This window comes from Pectobacterium carotovorum (assembly GCA_016415585.1).
Taxonomy (GTDB): domain Bacteria; phylum Pseudomonadota; class Gammaproteobacteria; order Enterobacterales; family Enterobacteriaceae; genus Pectobacterium; species Pectobacterium carotovorum_K.
The window spans coordinates 2,244,178-2,264,433 of the sequence record CP066552.1 but is presented as its reverse complement, the minus strand read 5'-3'; the positions used below and the strand labels follow the sequence as shown (position 1 = coordinate 2,264,433).

Below are 20,256 nucleotides of genomic sequence, written 5' to 3'. Positions count from 1 at the left end.
CAGAGGAAATGGATTAATAGGTTAACAGCACGCGATTACGGCTCCGTTCCCCATACCAGCGTGCCTTTATCGTGCACGGTGATCTTATCCCAGTTAGCGTAGCTCGTGACGTTAGCGCCGTATGAATAGTCGTTGGTTTCATTCACATTGCTCCAGTCACCGGCGTGGATACGCACCTGCACTTCACCGGTTTCCGCGCCCGGCTGAAGGGAGCCAGCTCCGCTGCTGAAGGTCACCAGAACATAGCGATTAGCCTTATCGGTGCTGGCGGCTGGCGTCCCCGTGCTGGTCACGATATTGTTAGGGCCGACGTTCGCCCAGTCAACAAAGAGGTTCGCGCCAGGTTTGCCATCATCATGGAAGTAGTAGCGTACTTGCAGATCGCTCAGTTTGATCGGCGTACTGCCGGTATTTTTGATGTTGACGGCCATACGAATCGCATCATCGGACGGGTTGTTATCCACATTACGATATTGCAGCACGACGTCACCCGTTGTTCCATTACCTGGGTTAGTCGGCTCCGTTGGCGTGGTCGGGGTAGTCGGCGTATCGCCATTACTCAGATCCGCACCTGCACGAATCTGCTCTCTGACAAATTTGCCTGACGTCGACAGGTTCTGCTCCGTCCAGCCGCCTGATTTGCTCGCCCCCGGTGCCAGCGCGGCGGACGCCTCTGACTTATCGGTAAGCGACCAGTTCACCCAGCTTACGCCACGGTTATTCAGGAAATCGATCCAAGTCTGCGATTCAGGTAGGAACGGCCCACCGTTGCCGGACGCATCGCTGGTGCCCCACTCGCTGACAAAAATCGCTGCGCCGCGACTTTGCGCATAGTCAATACGATCGCGCAGGAACTGCCCGTGCGTACCCGCATAGAAATGCAGCGCGTACATCGTATTCGGATCGGGCAGCTGATTATCCGCTGCATCGTGGATATCCTGACTCCAGGTGCCCGTACCGACGATGATAAGGTTATCGGGATCTTTGCTACGGATGGTGTCAGTCACTTCCAGCGCATAAGGCCGAATCTGCCCGTTCCATGTCACGCCACCGTTTGGCTCATTGGCGATTTCATAAATCACGTTCGGCGAGCTGCCATACAGCCCAGCCATTTCGGCAAAGAAGGTTTTTGCCTGTGCTTTATAAATATTGGGATCGTTATCCGACAAGATATGCCAGTCGATGATGATGTAAACGCCGAGGCTTTGCGCCGCCGCAACGGCCTCTTTTACCTTATTGGCGAGGGAGGGATTGGAAATATAGCCATCCGCCGCCGTGTACATGGCGACGCGGAATACGTTAATCCCCCAGTCATCACGCAGCCACTTCATCGAGTCCTTGTTGACATAGTCACCAAACCACTGCAAACCGTGCGAACTGACCCCTCTCAGCTGCACCCTTTTCCCCTGTTCATCCACCAGTCGCCCGTTTTCGATGGACAGCTGACCATGCGTTTCTACTGGCGTGGCGGATAATGCTGAAAAACTGAGTGACATCCCCAGCACCGTTGTTACCACACCTAACGTCAATTTCCTGACGATTTGATTCCTTCTCATCCACATATTCCTTATCTCCATTGTGAACCCACATGATCTTGGGTATAGGCATGATAAGGGAGATTTTTGTTCCCGCAAACAATTTAGGAAATATCCCAACCATATTGATTTTATTAATTATTTACAGGGAAATAGAAAGCAAGGTAAGTATCTAACGAGGTCATTTTTCAGGCAAAAAAAAGCCAGCACGTCGGCTGGCTAAAATAATACTGGAAGCAATGTGAGCAATGTCGTGCTCTCCTTCAGTGCCTGCGAGAAGCCACTGCTGAAGTGCGAAAATGATGATAATACTTATCAATATCATTTGTAAAGCACTTTGTTGAGAATTTTTCTCATTACCATGCTGATTATGGGGTTCCTGTCATCGCAATCCACAGAAAAAATGCCGTTCAGAATACGATTATTTCTGCCAATAACCTCTCCACTGACACATCTGATGCCTTAAGCGGTTGGAAAGTCGCCAGACGCGCATAACAAGAGTGGGGAGGATGCCAAGAGTGCGATACACTCTGTATATAACCGTCTTGACTGAAAAATCCCGTATGTTCGGAAAAACCTGTTTCGCACTGGCACTCACCTGGCTGGCTTTGCCTGCACTGGCTGCACCACCGTCCGTGCCAACGCCGCCTGCTCCGCTGGAAAATATTCGCCAGAGCGGTTTTGTCTATTGCGTCAATGATGTCCTGAACACGTTTAACCCGCAGATGGCGCGCAGCGGTGTCACCATTGATACGCTGGCGGCGCAGCTTTACGATCGCCTGCTGGATGTCGATCCTTATACCTATCGTCTGATGCCAGAACTGGCTCAGCGTTGGGAAGTCTTGGACAACGGTTCGACATACCGTTTCTACCTGCGCCGCGATGTGCCGTTTCAGCACACCGCCTGGTTCAGCCCAACCCGCAATATGAACGCTGACGACGTGATATTCAGCTTCCAGCGCATGCTGGACGAAAAACACCCGTATCATGATGTCAACGGCAGCGAATATCCCTACTTCGACAGTCTGCAATTCGCCGATTCGGTGCAAAGTATCCGCAAGTTGGGCGAATACAGCATTGAGATCCGGCTCAACAGCCCGGACGCCTCTTTCCTCTGGCATCTCGCCACACACTACGCGCCGATTCTGTCCGCAGAATACGCGCAACGCCTGACGAAAGAAGACAAGAAAGAGCTACTGGATCGCGAACCGGTCGGCACCGGCCCTTATCTGCTCAATGAATACCGCAACGGGCAATATATCCGGTTGACGCGCAACAGTGATTATTGGCGCGGCCTGCCACGCATGCGGCAGGTAGTTGTCGATCTCGGTTCCGGCGGTACGGGTCGCTTATCCAAACTGCTGACAGGCGAATGTGATGTCCTCGCCTATCCGGCAGCCAGTCAGTTGACGATCCTGCGTAACGACCCGCGCCTGCGTCTCTCGCTACGCCCCGGCATGAACGTCGCCTATCTGGCCTTCAACGTGCGTAAACCGCCGTTGGACGACCGCCGCGTGCGGGAAGCCATCGCACTGGCGATCAATAACGACAGGCTGATGCAGTCGATCTATTACGGCACGGCGGAAACGGCGGCGTCTATTTTGCCTCGTGCTTCGTGGGCGTACGACAATGAATCGCAGGTTACGGAATATAATCCGAAGAAAGCGCGGCAAATCTTGCAGGAACTGGGGCTGACTAACCTAAACTTGCGCCTGTGGGTACCCAGTGCCTCACAATCCTATAACCCCAGCCCGTTGAAAACGGCAGAACTTTTACAGGCCGATCTGGCGCAAATTGGCGTCACCGTGACCATCGTTCCGGTGGAAGGCCGTTTTCAGGAAGCGCGGCTGATGGAGCTCAGCCACGATTTAACGCTGGCAGGCTGGGCAACGGACAGTAACGATCCAGACAGCTTTTTCCGGCCGTTGCTAAGTTGCGCTGCTATTCGCTCCCAGAGCAACTACGCGCACTGGTGCGATCCCACTTTTGATGAAGTGCTGCAAAACGCGCTCTCGTCACAGCAGCTTTCTAAGCGGATTGACTATTATCAGCAGGCACAGCGTATTCTGGCAGAACAATTACCCGTTCTGCCGCTGGCGTCGTCATTACGGCTGCTGGCCTACCGCTATGACATGAAAGGGCTGGTATTGAGTCCCTTCGGCAATGCCTCGTTCGCGGGCGTCTTCCGCGAGGACCAACAGCCGCAGCAGAAGCCTTCTGCACCGGAAACCGTGGAGGAAGCACAGCCGTGATTATCTTTACCTTGCGACGTCTGGTGTTACTGATTGTGACCTTGTCACTGCTGACGCTGGTTGGCTTTAGCCTCAGTTATTACACGCCTAACGCACCGCTCAACGGCGCAGCGCTGTTTGATGCCTATCACTTTTACCTCACCAGTCTGCTTCAGGGGGATTTCGGTCGCTCCAGTATTAACGGACAGGCCATCAGCGAATTGCTGAAAGAAGTGTTCCCGGCCACGATTGAACTTTGTCTGCTGGCGTTTGCGCTCTCGCTGCTGGTCGGCATTCCACTGGGGATTACCGCCGGCGTAATGCAGAATCGCGGCGCGGACATTGTAATTAGCACGCTGGCGCTCATCGGCTTTTCCCTACCGGTGTTCTGGCTGGCGCTACTGTTGACGCTCTTCTTCTCGCTGCACCTCGGTTGGCTGCCAGTTTCAGGCCGTTTCGACCTGCTCTATCAGGTAAAAACCGTCACCGGATTTGCGCTGATTGACGCTTGGCTGTCAGATTCGCCACATCGCGGTGAAATGATCGTCAGCGCCATCCGCCACCTGATTCTGCCGATTACCGTGCTGGCTGTCGGGCCGACGACTGAAGTGATTCGCCTGATGCGCGTCAGCACTACGGAAATTATCAGCAAAAACTACATTAAAGCGGCAGCCACCCGCGGACTGTCGCGCTTTACGATCATTCGCCGCCACCTGATTCATAACGCGCTGCCGCCGATCATTCCCAAATTGGGATTACAATTTTCCACCATGCTGACGCTGACGATGATTACCGAAGTGGTCTTTAACTGGCCGGGTATCGGTCGCTGGCTGGTGAATGCCATTCGTCAGCAGGATTTTGCTGCAATTTCTGCGGGCGTGATGGTGGTCGGTGCAATGGTCATCACAGTTAACATCCTGTCCGATATTTGGGGTGCCATGGCAAATCCGTTGAAACACAAGGAATGGTATGCCCTACGATAACGTTTATAGCGAAAAGCGGCTGCCTAGCCGACTAGGCGATACCTGGCGGGCATTCCACCAGGATATGCTGGCGATGATCGGGCTATACGGCTTTCTGATCCTGATCGGTCTGTGCCTGTTCGGCAAATTTCTCGTACCTTATGAAGTTGACCAGCAATTCTTGGGCTATCAGTTGCTGCCTCCTTCCTGGTCTCACTACGGTGAAGTCTCGTTCTTTCTCGGCACCGACGATTTAGGTCGCGACCAGCTAAGCCGCCTGCTGAGCGGTGCAGCACCGACCGTCGGCGCCTCGCTCATCGTCACCTACGCGGCAGCGCTATGCGGCATCGTGTTGGGCGTTTTTGCGGGCGTCACACGCGGGCTGCGCTCTGCGATGCTCAACCATATTCTGGATACGCTGCTGTCTATTCCGTCGCTGCTGCTGGCGATTGTAGTCATCGCCTTTATCGGCCCTAAGCTCGAACACGCGATGCTCGCCGTCTGGCTGGCGCTGTTGCCGCGTATGGTGCGCACCATCTACAACGCTGTGCACGATGAAATGGACAAAGAGTACGTGATCGCTGCCCGCCTCGACGGCGCTTCCACGCTTTATCTGGTCTGGTTCGTCGTGCTGCCAAACATCGCTGCGTTGCTGGTCTCCGAATTTACCCGCGCGTTGTCGATCGCCATTCTGGATATCGCCGCACTGGGTTTTCTCGATTTGGGCGCGCAGTTACCGACAACCGAATGGGGTGCCCTGCTTGGCAACTCGCTGGAGCTGGTTTATGCCGCACCGTGGACCGTGATGCTGCCCGGCGCAGCTATCGCACTGAGCGTGTTAATCGTCAACCTGCTGGGCGACGGCATCCGCCGCGCGCTCGTCGCGGAAACGGAATAAGAGGCGACGACTCCCTATGCCATTACTTGATATCCGTAACCTGACGATTGAATTTCTGACCGCAGACGGCGCAGTAAAAGCCGTCGACCGCGTCAGTATGACGCTGAGCGAAGGGGAAATTCGCGGGCTGGTGGGCGAATCCGGCTCCGGTAAAAGCCTGATTGCTAAAGCCATCTGCGGGATCACCAAAGAAAACTGGCGCGTAACCGCCGATCGCTTCCGCTTCGATGACATCGACCTGCTGCAACTGTCGTCGCGCGAGCGACGTAAGCTGGTCGGCCATAACGTCTCCATGATTTTCCAGGAGCCGCAATCCTGTCTCGATCCGTCCGAAAGTGTCGGTAAGCAACTGGTGCAGGCGATTCCCGGCTGGACGTATAAAGGCCGCTGGTGGCAGCGGTTTAACTGGCGCAAGCGCCGCGCGATCGAACTGCTGCACCGCGTCGGGATTAAAGATCACAAAGACATTATGGGCAGCTATCCCTATGAGCTAAGCGACGGCGAGTGTCAGAAAGTGATGATTGCCATCGCGCTAGCGAACCAGCCGCGCCTGCTGATTGCCGATGAACCAACCAACGCCATGGAATCGACCACGCAGGCACAGATTTTCCGCCTGCTGTCGCGCCTGAACCAGAACAATAACACCACGATTCTGCTCATCAGCCATGACCTGCAAACCATGAGCAAATGGGCTGATCGGATTAACGTGCTCTATTGCGGTCAAACGGTGGAAAGCGCTACCAGTGAAGATTTGATCACCGCGCCGCATCATCCTTATACGCAGGCGCTGATTCGCGCAATGCCCGATTTCGGCCGCTCGCTGCCGCACAAAAGCCGGTTAAACACCCTGAACGGTGCGATTCCCTCGCTGGAACACCTGCCGATTGGCTGCCGGCTCGGCCCACGTTGCCCTTATTCACAAAAGCAGTGTATGCAAACGCCGCCGCTGCTCTCCGTTAAGAACCACTTATATGCCTGCCACTTTCCGCTCAACATGGAGGAACCGTGATGGTTGAGATGCTGCTTGAAGCCCGCAACCTGACCAAGACGTTTCGCTATCGGACTGGGCTGTTCCGTCGTCAGCATGTTGAGGCGGTGAAATCCGTCAGCTTTACGCTGCGTGAACGGCAAACGCTCGCCATCATCGGCGAGAACGGATCAGGGAAATCAACGCTGGCTAAAATGCTGTCGGGCATGATCGCGCCGACGTCCGGCGAGCTGGTTATCGATGACCATCCGCTGCACTACGGCGATTACCGCTATCGCAGCCAGCGCATCCGCATGATCTTTCAGGATGCGAGCAATGCGCTCAATCCGCGCCAGCGCATCGGGCAACTGCTGGATGTCCCGCTGCGACTGAATACCGACCTCAGCGCCGAAGCGCGTGAAAGAGCGATTAACCAAGCGCTGCATCAGGTTGGGCTACGTCCCGATCACGCCTATTACTATCCGCATGCGCTCGCGCCGGGGCAAAAACAGCGCGTCGGTCTGGCGCGTGCCCTGATCCTGCAACCGAAAGTGATTGTCGCCGATGAGGCACTGGCGTCACTGGATATGTCTATGCGGTCACAGATTATTAATCTGATGCTGGAACTACAGGAAAAGCACGGTATCTCTTATATTTACGTGACGCAGCATCTGGGCATGATGAAACACATCAGCGACCAGATTCTGGTGATGCAGGCAGGCGAAGTGGTCGAACGCGGCAGTACCGCCGATGTGTTGTCCACCCCGCTACATGACCTGACGAAACGTTTGATTGCCAGCCACTTCGGCGAAGCGCTCAGCGCCGACGCCTGGCGACGCGACGGCGCACAACGTTAATCTCCGCGCACCACGGCAGCATCCCCGCGACGGCCACAGGACTGTGGAAAAAGGGGGATACTGCTCGGAGTACCCCTACCGTCCCCAACATGGTAGAATCGCGCGGTTTATTCATCTCGGCCGTCACTTGCCGCGTACGTTTACGGGCACACTTACTGTTTACACGCACAAAAGTGGCGATCGCAGCAACAATGATCACAAGGATTACTGCTATGGGTTTTCTTACCGGTAAGCGCATTCTGGTAACAGGTGTTGCCAGCAACCGTTCTATTGCCTACGGTATTGCACAAGCAATGCAACGCGAAGGTGCCGAACTGGCCTTCACGTATCAGAACGACAAATTGAAAGCACGCGTTGAAGGCTTTGCCAGCGAACTGGGTTCCAGCATCGTTCTGCCGTGTGATGTCGCTGAAGATGCCAGCATCGAAGCACTGTTTACCGAACTGGCTAACGTATGGCCGAACTTTGATGGCTTCGTGCACTCCATTGCTTACGCACCGGGCGACCAACTGGACGGTGACTACGTTGATGCCGTTACCCGTGAAGGTTTCAGCATTTCTCACGATATCAGCTCTTACAGCTTCGTCGCGATGGCGAAAGCCTGCCGTAAGATGCTGAACCCGAACTCTGCGCTGGTTACCCTGTCCTACCTGGGTGCTGAGCGTGCTATCCCTAACTACAACGTGATGGGTCTGGCAAAAGCGTCTCTGGAAGCGAACGTACGTTACATGGCGAATGCCATGGGTGCTCAGGGCGTGCGCGTCAACGCCATCTCTGCGGGCCCGATTCGTACACTGGCCGCCTCCGGCATCAAAGACTTCAAGAAAATGCTGTCGCACTGCGAAGCCGTTACGCCAATCCGCCGTGTCGTTACCATTGAAGATGTGGGCAACTCTGCCGCGTTCCTGTGTTCCGATCTGGCTGCCGGTATCTCCGGTGAAGTTCTGCACGTCGACGGTGGTTTCAGCATCGCCGCCATGAACGAGTTGGAACTGAAATAAGTCATCAAAAGTAGCCTATCTCGGATAGGCTACTTTTTTATTTAAAAGATATAATTGCTTAAATTAACATATAAAATAATAATCATTAATATTTAAATACCCTAGATATAATAATTTAAGAAAGTAACCTCAATTAAATAATGACCAAAATAAAAAAATAAAAAAAATTTATTCTTGTAAAAACAAAATAACAAACTATGATAAAAATCTAGCGATTCATATATGCTCTCAGAAAAAAACCATAGCATGCGATTATTATTGCATAAAATATTATTTAGCGTGAACAAGTGAGGTTATCCCATGAGTGAAATTAATCCTAATGATACTAGATCAAGCCATAATGTTATTAATGTTACTGTTGTTATAGATACTGACTTTATTATTAATAAATTTATCGGAAGAAACCCCAGTCAGGATCAAAAGAAACCAACCCAAATTGGTCATGAATATTCTTACATGGTAGCAACCAATAAATCTGTCATTAAAGGTTCTGGTACGGCAGATCTTAATATAAAAGCCAATGTAGGGGATGTCATTCGTTGGACCGGAGTCTCAGAATCCAATAACTTTGATTCCAGTGTTTTAATTTATGATTTACCAAAATTTGGCGGCACAGATGTGTTTACAGATGCAGCATTCAAAATGTATACGAAAAAATCCATGTTACCGAAACCAGGCTCAACTGGCCCTTTCCCTGTAAAATTCGAGGAACAATCTAATTGGTTTATTCAAGCTGATATTACTAAAGCAGGGACTGAAAAATACCAAGTACAATTTGGGGTATATTACCGTCCTGAAGGTGGAGAACAGAAACTTTTTGGTTACTTCCAATGGGACCCGACTATTACTGTATCTAATTAAAAAATTACATCTAGTGGAATAAATGGCTAATGAATTTTAACCATTTATTCCTATACTTTAAATAGTCTCTTTTACCGAAAAATCATTATCAAGAAATTCAAGTGTATAATATTGCCAAGAAGAAAATAAATACGAATTAGTTTTGCATCTTAGTGATGCCAAGCAGGCTATCGTGATTAGCAGAAAGATGTCTGCAACCTAACGCCGCAAACTAACTATCATGAGAGGGCATAACCTCAGTGTTCTTTCTCCAGCAACACGCTCAATTCGTCAATTGCCGCGTTTCCAAAGCTCAGCTATAACTAAATGAACCACGATGATTTTTTGACAGGAGCCAGCGGGAAGGCAGTAAACGAAATCTCATGTATAGGCTTGTTATGGTAAGGGGCGCGCTGATGGCTATATCGACGGATAATCAGGTAAAAAAAACACTTCGCCTGAGTGATGGACCGGACTGGACGTTTGAGTTATTGCAGGTTTACCTCGATGAAATCGATCGGGTGGCCAAGTCGTATCGTCTGGCGACCTATCCTCATCAGATTGAAGTCATCACTTCAGAACAAATGATGGATGCCTATTCCAGTATAGGCATGCCGATCAACTATTCCCACTGGTCGTTCGGGAAGAAGTTTATCGAAACCGAACAGCGTTACAAACACGGGCAGCAGGGGCTGGCATACGAAATCGTCATTAACTCCGATCCCTGTATCGCGTATTTGATGGAAGAAAACACGCTGCCAATGCAGGCGCTGGTCATGGCACATGCCTGCTACGGACACAACTCATTCTTCAAAGGTAATTACTTGTTCCGCAGTTGGACCGACGCCAGTTCTATTGTCGATTACCTGCTGTTTGCCCGGCAGTATATTGCGCAATGCGAAGAGCGTTATGGCGTAGACGAGGTGGAACATCTGTTAGATTCTTGCCATGCGCTGATGAATTACGGCGTTGATCGCTACAAGCGTCCGCAAAAAATTTCGCTCGAAGAGGAAAAATCCCGCCAGAAAAGCCGTGAGGCCTATCTGCAAAGCCAGGTGAATGACCTCTGGAAGACATTACCACGACGCGAACAGGGTGCCGCACCAGAACAAGCGAGACGCTTCCCGCAAGAACCGCAGGAAAACCTACTCTATTTCATGGAGAAAAATGCACCACTACTGGAGCCTTGGCAGCGAGAGGTTCTGCGCATCGTGCGTAAAGTCAGCCAGTACTTCTATCCGCAGAAGCAGACTCAGGTGATGAATGAAGGCTGGGCCACCTTCTGGCACTACACCATCCTGAACCATCTCTATGATGAAGGCCGGGTCTCTGAGCGTTTCATGCTGGAATTCCTGCACAGCCACACTAATGTGATTTATCAGCCGCCGTATAACAGTCCATATTACAGCGGCATCAATCCTTATGCGCTGGGCTTCGCCATGTTTCAGGACATCAAACGTATTTGTCAGTCACCGACCGACGAAGACCGCTACTGGTTTCCCGATATTGCCGGTAAAAATTGGCTCGATACACTGCATTTTGCGATGCAGAACTTCAAAGACGAGAGTTTCATCAGCCAGTTCCTGTCGCCTAAATTGATGCGTGACTTCCGGCTATTTACCGTGCTGGACGATGATCGAAACAATTATCTGGAAATTGCCGCGATTCACGACGAAGAAGGCTACCGCCTGATTCGGCAGGAACTGTCGGCACAGTACAACCTGAGCCATCTGGAGCCGAACATTCAGGTCTGGAATGTGGATTTACGCGGTAACCGAGCACTGACGTTACGCTATGTACCGCATAACCGCGCCCCGCTGGATAAAAGTAGCCAGGAAGTGTTGAAGCACGTCCATCGTCTGTGGGGGTTTGACGTCTATCTGGAACAGACTAATGTGGATGGCAGTATTGAACTGCTTGAACGCTGCCCGCCGCGTAACGGGGCAACATCCACATAGCGAAACGGCTACATGACTAAAGACAAAGGGGATTCAGGTTGTTACCTGAATCCCCTTTCATATTTTCATCATGACGCGGTATGAGTCTTAGCGGCGTACTTCTGCGATATCCCGCGGGATAGCACTCTGCATACTGTGCCAGATCGCGCCGCTTTCTTTACCGTAATGTCTGACGACATCCATCACCTGATCGTAGAGCTCTTCGCTACGCAACGCTTCCAACCGACCGTAAAAATTCACCGCCAGCTTGCGGGCTTCCGGATTGGAAAAATAGTAGCGCCCTACGCGGATATATAGCCCTTTCAGACCGTTCAGGATCAGACCATAAATCGGATTGCCAGAGGCAAAAGCCAAACCACGGAACACGTTGTAGTCAAGCTGCGCAAAAGCTTCTGCGCTATCGTCTACCGCGCTTGCCTGAGTTAATACATCACGCACTTTTTCCGGGTTATGGCGTAACGCCGTCCGAATAAAAATAGCGGCGATGTTGGTGCGCACGGCCAGCAGGTTATCGATCAGTTGCGGCACGCTATCGTGATCGAGTCGCGCCAGCGTTTCCAGAATATTGAGCCCCGAGGTTTCCCAAAAATTGTTAATTTTTGTGGGTTTCCCGTGCTGTATCGTCAACCAGCCATCACGGGCTAAGCGCTGAAGTACCTCACGCAGGGTAGTACGTGTCACGCCGATCAGTTCGGAAAGCTCTCTTTCCGCGGGCAAAATAGAGCCAGGAGGAAAGCGGTTATTCCATATACTTTCGATAATGTATTCTTCCGCGAATCCAGCCGGACTTTGCGCCTTTATAACCATGTGTTTGATAATCCGTAGCGGTGATTGCCGAAAAAAGCCAAGTCATAATACCAGACGAAAGAATCATGATATAGCGCCGCACTCGGGCACCGAACCATTTCAATGAAAAATTGTGACTGCAAACCGCCCTCTTGCGGCGTAGAACGGTAGACTTCTGCCCGTTTGTAAAGTTTTTACGATATGATAAAAACCATCAAACTATTCTAACGAATAAGGATTCCTCTTCCATTATGAGCGGCATGCCCCTCCACCGTGCGCTATTAAAAAATTTCCTCGGATACGCGCCAGACTGGTACAAATTGACTATTTTTTGCTTCTTGCTGCTTAATCCGCTGCTGTTCTATTTTGTCAGCCCGTTTTGGGCCGGTTGGTTACTCGTCGTGGAGTTTATTTTTACGCTAGGTATGGCGCTGAAATGTTACCCATTACAGCCTGGCGGCCTGCTGGTGCTACAAGCGATATTTATCGGTATGACCAGCCCGCAACAGGTGTGGCATGAAGTCACCGGGAATATTGAAGTCCTCATGCTGCTGGTGTTTATGGTAGCTGGCATTTATTTCATGAAGCAGCTGTTGCTCTTTGTGTTTACCAAATTGTTGCTGCGCATTCATTCCAAAACGCTGCTATCACTTGCTTTTTGTGTTGCCGCTGCCTTCCTTTCCGCCTTCCTTGATGCATTGACCGTGATTGCTGTTGTTATCAGCGTCGCTATCGGATTTTATGGGATCTACCATCGCTTCGTATCCCAACAGGGTGAAAACGAAGCCGATATCAGCGATGACAGCGCATTGAACAGTGAAGAGCATCACCGTACGCTGGAGCAATTTCGGGCATTCCTGCGCAGCCTGCTCATGCATTCTGGCGTCGGTACTGCTCTGGGTGGCGTAATGACAATGGTTGGCGAACCTCAGAACCTGATTATCGCAAAAAGCGCAGGTTGGGATTTCGTCAGCTTCTTCCTGCGAATGTCACCCGTGACCGTCCCGGTGTTTATTTGCGGTATCCTGACCTGCGTACTGGTTGAGCGTTTTAAACTCTTCGGCTACGGCGTCAACCTGCCAGATAATGTGCGTCGTGTACTTGAAGATTACGATCGGGACATGACAGAAAAGCGCACACAGCAAGATAACACGCGCCTAATCGTGCAGGCGGTGATTGGCGTCTGGCTCATTGTTGCACTGGCGTTTCATCTGGCGGAGGTTGGGCTGATTGGCCTTTCTGTGATTATCATGGCCACAACGTTCTGCGGCGTGACGGAAGAACATGCCATCGGTAAAGCCTTTCAGGATGCCATGCCGTTTACCGCACTGTTGACAGTCTTCTTTGCCATCGTCGCCGTCATTATCGAGCAGCAGTTGTTCTCGCCGATTATCCATTACGTCCTTCAATCTTCTGAGAGTGCGCAACTGACGCAGTTTTATCTGTTCAATGGCCTGCTATCATCAATATCGGATAACGTCTTCGTTGGCTCGGTTTATATTAACGAAGCGCGTAATGCATTTGAGAATGGACACATCTCGCTGCCCCAGTTCGAACTGCTTGCGGTAGCGATCAATACTGGCACCAACCTACCTTCCGTCGCCACGCCGAATGGGCAAGCCGCGTTCCTATTCTTGCTGACTTCCGCTCTGGCACCGCTTATCCGCCTGTCTTACGGGCGCATGGTGATCATGGCGCTACCTTATACCATTGTGATGACGCTGGTCGGTTTGCTTTGCGTTGAGTTCACGCTCGTGCCGTTCACCGATTTTTTGATGAATAAACAATGGATTTCTTTGCCAGACTTGACCATATCGGGCAGTCACTCATAATCACGATCGTGTATAGTCATCACGGTGGCGACAATTTCCGTCTTGATGACGTTATCAATACGCTTTTCGTCGCCACATAATGATAGAAAAGCATCAAATAAACATATCGTTACGTTTTGCACAGTGAAATGATGGCAGTGAAGCCAGAACGGTTTACACTGCTGCTTTAATCATGTTTAGCATGGAATATTTTTATGTTGCGATTTCTTAATCGTTGCTCACGCGGGCGTGGTGCGTGGCTGCTGCTGGCGTTTACTGCTTTAGCGTTGGAATTGACTGCGCTCTATTTTCAGCACGTTATGCTATTAAAACCGTGCGTGCTGTGTATCTACCAGCGCTGCGCGCTGTGGGGCGTGTTCGCAGCAGGTATTGTTGGTGCCATGGCGCCATCAACTCCGTTGCGTTACCCCGCTATCGCGCTATGGATATACAGTTCTTACGAAGGGCTTAGGCTGGCATGGAAACACACGGATATTTTGTTAAATCCGTCGCCGTTTAATACCTGTGACTTCTTTGTCAGCTTCCCGTCCTGGTTACCTTTGGACAAATGGCTACCCGCCATTTTCAATGCAACAGGGGATTGCTCAGAGCGTCAGTGGTCATTTCTTTCTATGGAAATGCCGCAATGGCTACTTGGCATCTTCGCCGCTTATCTGTTGATTGCCGTGCTAGTGCTGATCGCCCAGCCTTTTCGTCCCAAGCGTCGCGATCTCTTCAGCCGTTAATGATATACCCTAAATAATTCGAGTCTCAGGACAAACGTTAACGTTTGAACAACGCAAAGCGTTGGCCTAACGAGCCAACGCTTTGCAATTTGAAGTATGACGGATATAAATCGAAAAGCCCGACAAGGTTGTCGGGCTTTTCGTAACCGTTTCTACGCCTCACTGGTTTGCGCCCATCGTCACTGCTGCGGCCTGTAGATATCGCGATAATGGCCTAATCGTTCGTTAAAAAAAGGCCTTTTTTCCTGCGGAATTCTTCGTGATATTTCATCTGCGTCGATCTTTTTTTCCTGACTTTCCATAAAAGCAATGGTGGAGGCAGCAAAGTCTGTGTACTGCTCGCTGTACTCAAGAATAATTTTCTCAAAGTTAATCACATACTCTCCCTCCTGCTGGTTACGTGGCTCTAAAATTATACAACACGTCACGATTTATGCCGGAGAAGGCAGCATGATTCGCACAATGAACAAGAAAAGTGTGAAGTGGAAGGCAAAAAACAGATGAGCATTCCCGCTTCGGCAGTGAAGTGTGGCGTGGTGTTTTTTACCTCAACGATATGTAAACCACGCCCCGTTTTCTGAGCGTTTTTTCTTCATGAACATATCCCCCATGTCTATAGTACATACCGCAGGTCAACGATGACTTTTCACCCTATGAGGTATTTCTATCGCAATTAATCTACTCAGGAGAAACAACCATGTTAGGCAGTATCAAAGTCTTCATCGCCGTATTAGGCGGCCTTCTTTTTCTCAGCTTTCTGGCTGCATACCTAAGCCCCAGATGGGATGACTGATGAACACCGACTCTCCCCCCGATAAAAAGCCCCTCTTCTGAGTGATTAAGATTGAGGGGCTTCTTGTTTTAACCAGTAAACAGTTTCAACCAGACAACCGCCCACACCGAACAATAACTATCGCGCCCATTCGGGTTTGTTAAAAATATGATCCTGCCAGTCCACCACCTCACTCTCGCTTACGGCGATATGACGCACGGAGATGCGCTCACGGTGCATTGCCGTTTTAGTACCGCATACCAGCGGATGCCATTGCGGTAAACCTTCACGTTCATGAATCAGGCGATAAGCACAGGTCGCTGGTAGCCAGTTAAACGTCAGCAGGTTTTCACGCGTCAGCTTGATGCAGTCCGGCTCATACTCGAAGCGTTTCTCATAGTTACGGCACTGGCAGCTTTTAATATTCAGTTGATTGCAGGCGACGTTGGTAAAGTAAATTTCCTCAGTATCCTCATCAATCAGTTTATGCAAACAGCACTGACCGCAGCCATCGCACAGCGATTCCCATTCATCGTCAGACATCTCAGATAACGTTTTTTGCTGCCAAAAAGGGCGTTCAGTCATTTTTCTTCCGGTTACTTTGTATTGTGAAAAATCTGTATTGTGAAAAAGAGGTGTGATTCTGGCAGGTTGCGGCGGGGAGGTTTTGCTGCCCGTCGTTCAACACGGGCAGTCGGGGCGTTAGATAATACGCGTGCTCAACGTCCGATCATTCACCGTAATCGTCAACATATCGCCTGACAGGATCGGACCGACCCCTTTCGGCGTACCCGTTAAAATAATATCGCCCGCGCGCAACGTAAAGAAACGGCTCATATAGGCAATCAGCGGCAGAATCGGTGTAATCATATCACGCGTATTGCCCTGCTGGCGCACTTCATCGTTCACTTTTACACCCAGCTCGATTTGCTGCGGATCGCCAAACTCGGCAACCGGAATAAAACCGGAGATCGGGCAGGAGCCGTCAAACGCTTTGGCTTTTTCCCACGGTTGACCCACTTTTTTGAATTCAGACTGCAAATCACGCAATGTCAGATCCAGCGCCACGCCATAACCCGCAATCGCCCGGGCGACGCGCTCTTCATTCGCCTGCGTCAACGGCGTACCGATTAGCACAGCCAGCTCAACCTCGTGGTGAACCGATCCCAGCTTTTTGGGGATGGCAACAGGCTGACATAAGTCACACAGTGCGGTTTCAGGCTTGATGAATAAAACTGGCTCACTCGGGGTCGCACTGCCCATTTCTTTGATGTGTTCTGAGTAGTTACTTCCGACGCAAACGACTTTATTTACTGGAAAATCAAGCAGCGCGCCCTGCCAGTCTCTGTGTTGATACATAGGTATTCTCCTGCCCTGTCTGTTGGATTATCGCTGTTTTCGTGGCACAGAACACGTCCAAAAAAACAGCTATAAGAACACAATGGCGCAAAACCATCGTTATATCACCGCAGCAGAGGTTACCCCAATAGATTTCAGGAGAGCAAGGCTGATAGGCTTTAATGCCGACAAAATGTCATTTTTCATCGAATTCATCGATAAGCTCCACTTCAGCATGAGCGACAGGCCAAAATATTAGGAGACTGATCACGTAGACAGTGAACATTAATGCAGGGTATGAGATAATCTAAAGAACGAACATTATATACGAGGATAAACCAACCGGAAGCACCACACTATTTTTACCCACACCAAGAAATAATTCTTGTTAGAAATAATCACTCTGTATTTTTAGTTCATTGAAATAAAACCTTCACCACCAAAATCAAATCATTATTTATTAAAAATAAATTCATTTATTATGCAAAAAAAAAAAGCTCATCTATCATTTAATCGTAGGTGTAGTGAAATTGTATTAATGTAAAAACAATATACATTAATAATCATTAGCTTTATTATTAAAAACAAATGAGGTAAACATGAGTACTCCCCCACGTTCAAGTCATCATATTATTAATATAAATACTATTTTTGACACAGAGGCCATCCGTAACGATAAAAATATAAAAACCAGTGATAAAATGGAAAATCCGATAGTAATTGAAAATAAAAGCCTTGCTTATATGGTAGTAACAGGAGATTTCGCTCTCGAGGGTTCTGGAACCGGCAATCTCAAAATAAAAGCGAATATCGATGACATTATTCGTTGGTTTGCCATGTCCGAGTCATCTAACGCAGACTCGAGTGTTTTAATCTATAATATATCTAAAAAATCAGGCGCTGACACATTCACAGCTCCGACTTATAACAAAAGAAAACGTACTTCAGTGGTGCCGGGCTCAACTAAACCACTTCCCGCATCTTTTGTTGCACAAGAACACTGGTATATGCAGTCAACAGTGAGGGATAAAGGACAAGAAGAGTATTACATTCAATTCGCATTATACAGTAGACCAGAGAGTAATGATCCAAAACTTTACTCCTATTTCCAAATAGCGGCATCAATCAATGTCCTTAGCTAAATAAGAATCTTATCTTTTCGCTTTATTGTAAAACACCTCCTCCTGCGGTGAAGCCAGTCAGTTGCTTAACTGACTGGCTTTGTTATATTTTTCTGCCTTTCTTTTACCACTCGGGGAAGGTCACCCCCCTTACAAACAATCTGGCTTATCAATTGTTCAGCCAGCGCACACTCGCCCTCTTTCATTGTTCCAAAGGCAGCTGCTCAACTTCACCTAACAGCCCCCTTTACCTGAGAATAGTCTACCCGGAACAGACCTGTATCGTTCTCCGGCATATCTAGTGTACGACGCCAGACAACACCATCCCTCCCCCCGAATGACTTAAGCAAGGCCATCGGATTCTCTCTCTTGTTGCTTGTCTGGAATTCAAATTATTTAGAGTGTAAATTAAAAATAAATTATATTTAAAAAAATCATTATAAGAAAAACAATAATAAAATCACCCGATGAATAATGAAAACCCTAGCTAATAAATCTAAAAAATAATCTTGCGTTGTTATTGTAAAAACCAAATAACACAACTAGTATCAATAACAGGGTAAGTTAACTCTTCCCTTAATATATTCACCACCTGCGGCGCAACATATATTTTCAAAATTATTGTTAATTATTTAAAAAAGGATACCTTATGAGTAACATCACACCACGTAACTCAAGCAATAACGTTATCAATATTATAGTTATTATTGATACAGATAGTGTTATCAATGATTTTCCATTTGATTCTGCTAGTCGAGATGAAAAACATCCAAAGGCGATCGCTCACAAATACGCATACATGGTTGCACCGGGTCAGTCTACTATATCAGGAAGTGGAACAAGCGACCTCAATGTTAAAGCAAATCGCGATGATGTTATTCGCTGGACAGGCATGTCAGAATCAGCTAACTCAGACTCAAGTGTTTTAGTTTATGGGTTACCTAAATATGCAGGAAACACTGTTTTTGCCGGTCTTGAGTTCATTAATAGCGCTCGTGTAGAATCAGAACCAAGTCCAACCAATAGCACCTCAGCACTCCCTGTTACATTCGTTGAACGAAAACATTGGTATGCTCAGGCAATTGTAAATGACTTAGGAACAGAGCATTACCAAGTACAATTTGCGTTATACTATAGACCACACGGCGGAAATCAAGAACTCTATGGTTACTTCCAGTGGGACCCGACAATTACAGTCAAAGAGTAATTATATAATTAGTTAGATAATACAATGGCTCAATATCATCATTGAGCCATTGTATTTTAAATACCTTTATTGATTAACTATATTCGAAAGCACCAACACGCACATCATTAATCTATTGCACTCAGTTTTCACTCTCTGGAAACTGATTTTCATTAGTCATCATTCGCGTTTACATGATGCTTCCGACGTGAACTAAATAGCTATCATCTAGCAAATCAAACACATAATGCCGCTGAGAAGAAAAGATAATCTCTCGCGCTTTTGTCACAAAGATCGCTTCGATATCCGGCTGGTGTTGTAGAAAGGTAATGCCTGCGCTGACGCCCATACCATAAAGCAACGTGGTGTAGATATCGCCGTCGAGAGAGTCGTTCGAGATAACGGTGACGCTGTGCAGTTCATTATCCAGCGGATAACCCGTCCGAGGATCGAGAATATGATGATAGATATGGTCATCCACGGTAAAAAAGCGTTCATAGACGCCGGATGTCACCACGGATTTGTTCTTCACCTTAATAATGCCCAGCAGGCTATCACGATCCGCGAAAGGCTTCTGTAACCCGACGCTCCATAGCCCTTGTTCATCCGTCAACGCGCTGCCGATAGCGAGCACGTTTCCCCCCAGATTGATCAACGCATCCTGAATCGCATGTTGATGCAGGACGTCTCGGACGATATCGGCGATATAGCCTTTCGCAATCGCGCCCAGGTCGATCTCCATTCCCGCGCTTTCTAGCATCACGGCGCAGTCCTGCTCTCTGAGAATAATGCGCTCGGGATGCGTTAATGCCAGCGCCCGTTGTATCGATTCGCTGTCAGGCACCGTGCTGCCGCTAAAACCGATTTTCCATAGTTTCACGACGGGGCCAATCGCGACGTTAAAGCCGCTGTTTTCAATCAGACTCACCGCTTTGGCGCGCTTAATCAACTCAAAGACAACTGGACTGACCGAAACGTATCCTCTCCCCGCCGCATGGTTGATGCTCATCACTTCTGACTGCGCTCGATTAACGGTTAGCAAGTCTTCAAGCTGCTTGATGCGTTGGAAAACCTGCCTGACCGCGGTTTCATCATGGACAAACAGTTTGAGCAGAATGGGGCTGCCCATCAGGTGAACGGAATAGGCGTAAGCGTTATCGACAGAAGGCATACGGTGACTCCCATGATCGAATGGCGGTACAGAGAGGAAACGGTCGGAAAAATCGCGAGCGCCCTTTCAGATGCCC

Annotated in this window: 19 protein-coding genes; 13 read left to right on the top strand and 6 right to left on the bottom strand. The window is 49.2% G+C overall.

The genetic code is table 11. The features are described from left to right. Positions 1 to 35: 35 nt before the first annotated feature. Complete coding sequence (locus tag JFY74_10040; GenBank protein QQG30329.1) at positions 36 to 1,562, bottom strand: cellulase family glycosylhydrolase; 1,527 nt, start codon at positions 1,560 to 1,562, stop codon at positions 36 to 38. A gap of 536 nt (positions 1,563 to 2,098) precedes the next feature. Between JFY74_10040 and sapA the strand changes: the two genes are divergently transcribed. The 8 genes from sapA (at position 2,099) to JFY74_10000 (ending at position 11,249) form a co-directional block, all read left to right on the top strand. After that, entirely contained in the window at positions 2,099 to 3,787 is a 1,689-nt protein-coding gene (gene sapA / locus JFY74_10035) for a peptide ABC transporter substrate-binding protein SapA (protein QQG30328.1), read from the top strand. Further along, a complete protein-coding gene (sapB, locus tag JFY74_10030; protein QQG30327.1) occupies positions 3,784 to 4,749 on the top strand; it encodes a peptide ABC transporter permease SapB in 966 nt (321 codons plus the stop codon). The genes sapA and sapB overlap by 4 nt, the downstream gene beginning before the upstream one ends. Next, a complete protein-coding gene (gene sapC, locus JFY74_10025; GenBank protein ID QQG30326.1) occupies positions 4,736 to 5,626 on the top strand; it encodes a peptide ABC transporter permease SapC in 891 nt (296 codons plus the stop codon). The genes sapB and sapC overlap by 14 nt, the downstream gene beginning before the upstream one ends. Before the next feature lie 16 nt (positions 5,627 to 5,642). Next, entirely contained in the window at positions 5,643 to 6,635 is a 993-nt protein-coding gene (gene sapD / locus JFY74_10020) for a peptide ABC transporter ATP-binding protein SapD (GenBank protein QQG30325.1), read from the top strand. Further along, positions 6,635 to 7,450 (top strand): peptide ABC transporter ATP-binding protein SapF, encoded by an 816-nt coding sequence (gene sapF, locus JFY74_10015; GenBank protein ID QQG30324.1) that lies wholly within the window; start codon positions 6,635 to 6,637, stop codon positions 7,448 to 7,450. The genes sapD and sapF overlap by 1 nt, the downstream gene beginning before the upstream one ends. Before the next feature lie 212 nt (positions 7,451 to 7,662). Continuing rightward, a complete protein-coding gene (fabI, locus tag JFY74_10010) occupies positions 7,663 to 8,451 on the top strand; it encodes an enoyl-ACP reductase FabI (GenBank protein ID QQG30323.1) in 789 nt (262 codons plus the stop codon). A gap of 309 nt (positions 8,452 to 8,760) precedes the next feature. Next, the gene (locus tag JFY74_10005) at positions 8,761 to 9,312 is read left to right on the top strand and encodes an inclusion body family protein (protein QQG30508.1); all 552 of its coding nucleotides are present in this window, start codon (positions 8,761 to 8,763) and stop codon (positions 9,310 to 9,312) included. 395 nt (positions 9,313 to 9,707) lie between these two features. Then, positions 9,708 to 11,249: a SpoVR family protein gene (locus JFY74_10000; protein QQG30322.1), complete on the top strand. Its 1,542-nt coding sequence runs from the start codon at positions 9,708 to 9,710 to the stop codon at positions 11,247 to 11,249. Between the two features lie 87 nt (positions 11,250 to 11,336). Here JFY74_10000 and fadR read toward each other — a convergent pair whose 3' ends face one another. Next, the gene (gene fadR, locus JFY74_09995) at positions 11,337 to 12,056 is read right to left on the bottom strand and encodes a fatty acid metabolism transcriptional regulator FadR (protein QQG30321.1); all 720 of its coding nucleotides are present in this window, start codon (positions 12,054 to 12,056) and stop codon (positions 11,337 to 11,339) included. 230 nt (positions 12,057 to 12,286) lie between these two features. On the opposite strand from fadR, the gene nhaB reads away from it, so the two are divergent. Both nhaB and dsbB read left to right on the top strand, forming a co-directional pair. Then, positions 12,287 to 13,867, top strand: coding sequence for a sodium/proton antiporter NhaB (gene nhaB / locus JFY74_09990; protein ID QQG30320.1), 1,581 nt, complete (start codon positions 12,287 to 12,289; stop codon positions 13,865 to 13,867). Between the two features lie 194 nt (positions 13,868 to 14,061). Then, positions 14,062 to 14,592 (top strand): disulfide bond formation protein DsbB, encoded by a 531-nt coding sequence (gene dsbB / locus JFY74_09985; protein QQG30319.1) that lies wholly within the window; start codon positions 14,062 to 14,064, stop codon positions 14,590 to 14,592. 179 nt (positions 14,593 to 14,771) lie between these two features. Here the strand turns inward: dsbB and JFY74_09980 are convergent, their stop codons facing one another. Next, positions 14,772 to 14,969, bottom strand: coding sequence for a DNA polymerase III subunit theta (locus JFY74_09980; GenBank protein QQG30318.1), 198 nt, complete (start codon positions 14,967 to 14,969; stop codon positions 14,772 to 14,774). Positions 14,970 to 15,289: 320 nt separating this feature from the next. Here JFY74_09980 and mgtS point away from each other — a divergent pair, with 320 nt between their 5' ends. After that, the gene (gene mgtS, locus JFY74_09975) at positions 15,290 to 15,385 is read left to right on the top strand and encodes a protein MgtS (protein QQG30317.1); all 96 of its coding nucleotides are present in this window, start codon (positions 15,290 to 15,292) and stop codon (positions 15,383 to 15,385) included. Positions 15,386 to 15,502: 117 nt separating this feature from the next. On the opposite strand, the gene JFY74_09970 is transcribed toward mgtS, so the two are convergent. Then, complete coding sequence (locus JFY74_09970; GenBank protein QQG30316.1) at positions 15,503 to 15,949, bottom strand: YcgN family cysteine cluster protein; 447 nt, start codon at positions 15,947 to 15,949, stop codon at positions 15,503 to 15,505. Positions 15,950 to 16,066: 117 nt separating this feature from the next. After that, positions 16,067 to 16,723, bottom strand: coding sequence for a fumarylacetoacetate hydrolase family protein (locus JFY74_09965; protein QQG30315.1), 657 nt, complete (start codon positions 16,721 to 16,723; stop codon positions 16,067 to 16,069). A 578-nt stretch (positions 16,724 to 17,301) separates the two neighbouring features. Here JFY74_09965 and JFY74_09960 point away from each other — a divergent pair. Together JFY74_09960 and JFY74_09955 are read left to right on the top strand one after the other, a co-directional pair. Then, positions 17,302 to 17,844, top strand: coding sequence for an inclusion body family protein (locus JFY74_09960; protein ID QQG30314.1), 543 nt, complete (start codon positions 17,302 to 17,304; stop codon positions 17,842 to 17,844). A 628-nt stretch (positions 17,845 to 18,472) separates the two neighbouring features. Then, positions 18,473 to 19,030 (top strand): inclusion body family protein, encoded by a 558-nt coding sequence (locus JFY74_09955; protein ID QQG30313.1) that lies wholly within the window; start codon positions 18,473 to 18,475, stop codon positions 19,028 to 19,030. A gap of 169 nt (positions 19,031 to 19,199) precedes the next feature. On the opposite strand, the gene JFY74_09950 is transcribed toward JFY74_09955, so the two are convergent. Continuing rightward, positions 19,200 to 20,180, bottom strand: a complete 981-nt coding sequence (locus tag JFY74_09950) for an FAD:protein FMN transferase (protein ID QQG30312.1) — start codon at positions 20,178 to 20,180, stop codon at positions 19,200 to 19,202. Positions 20,181 to 20,256: the final 76 nt, after the last annotated feature.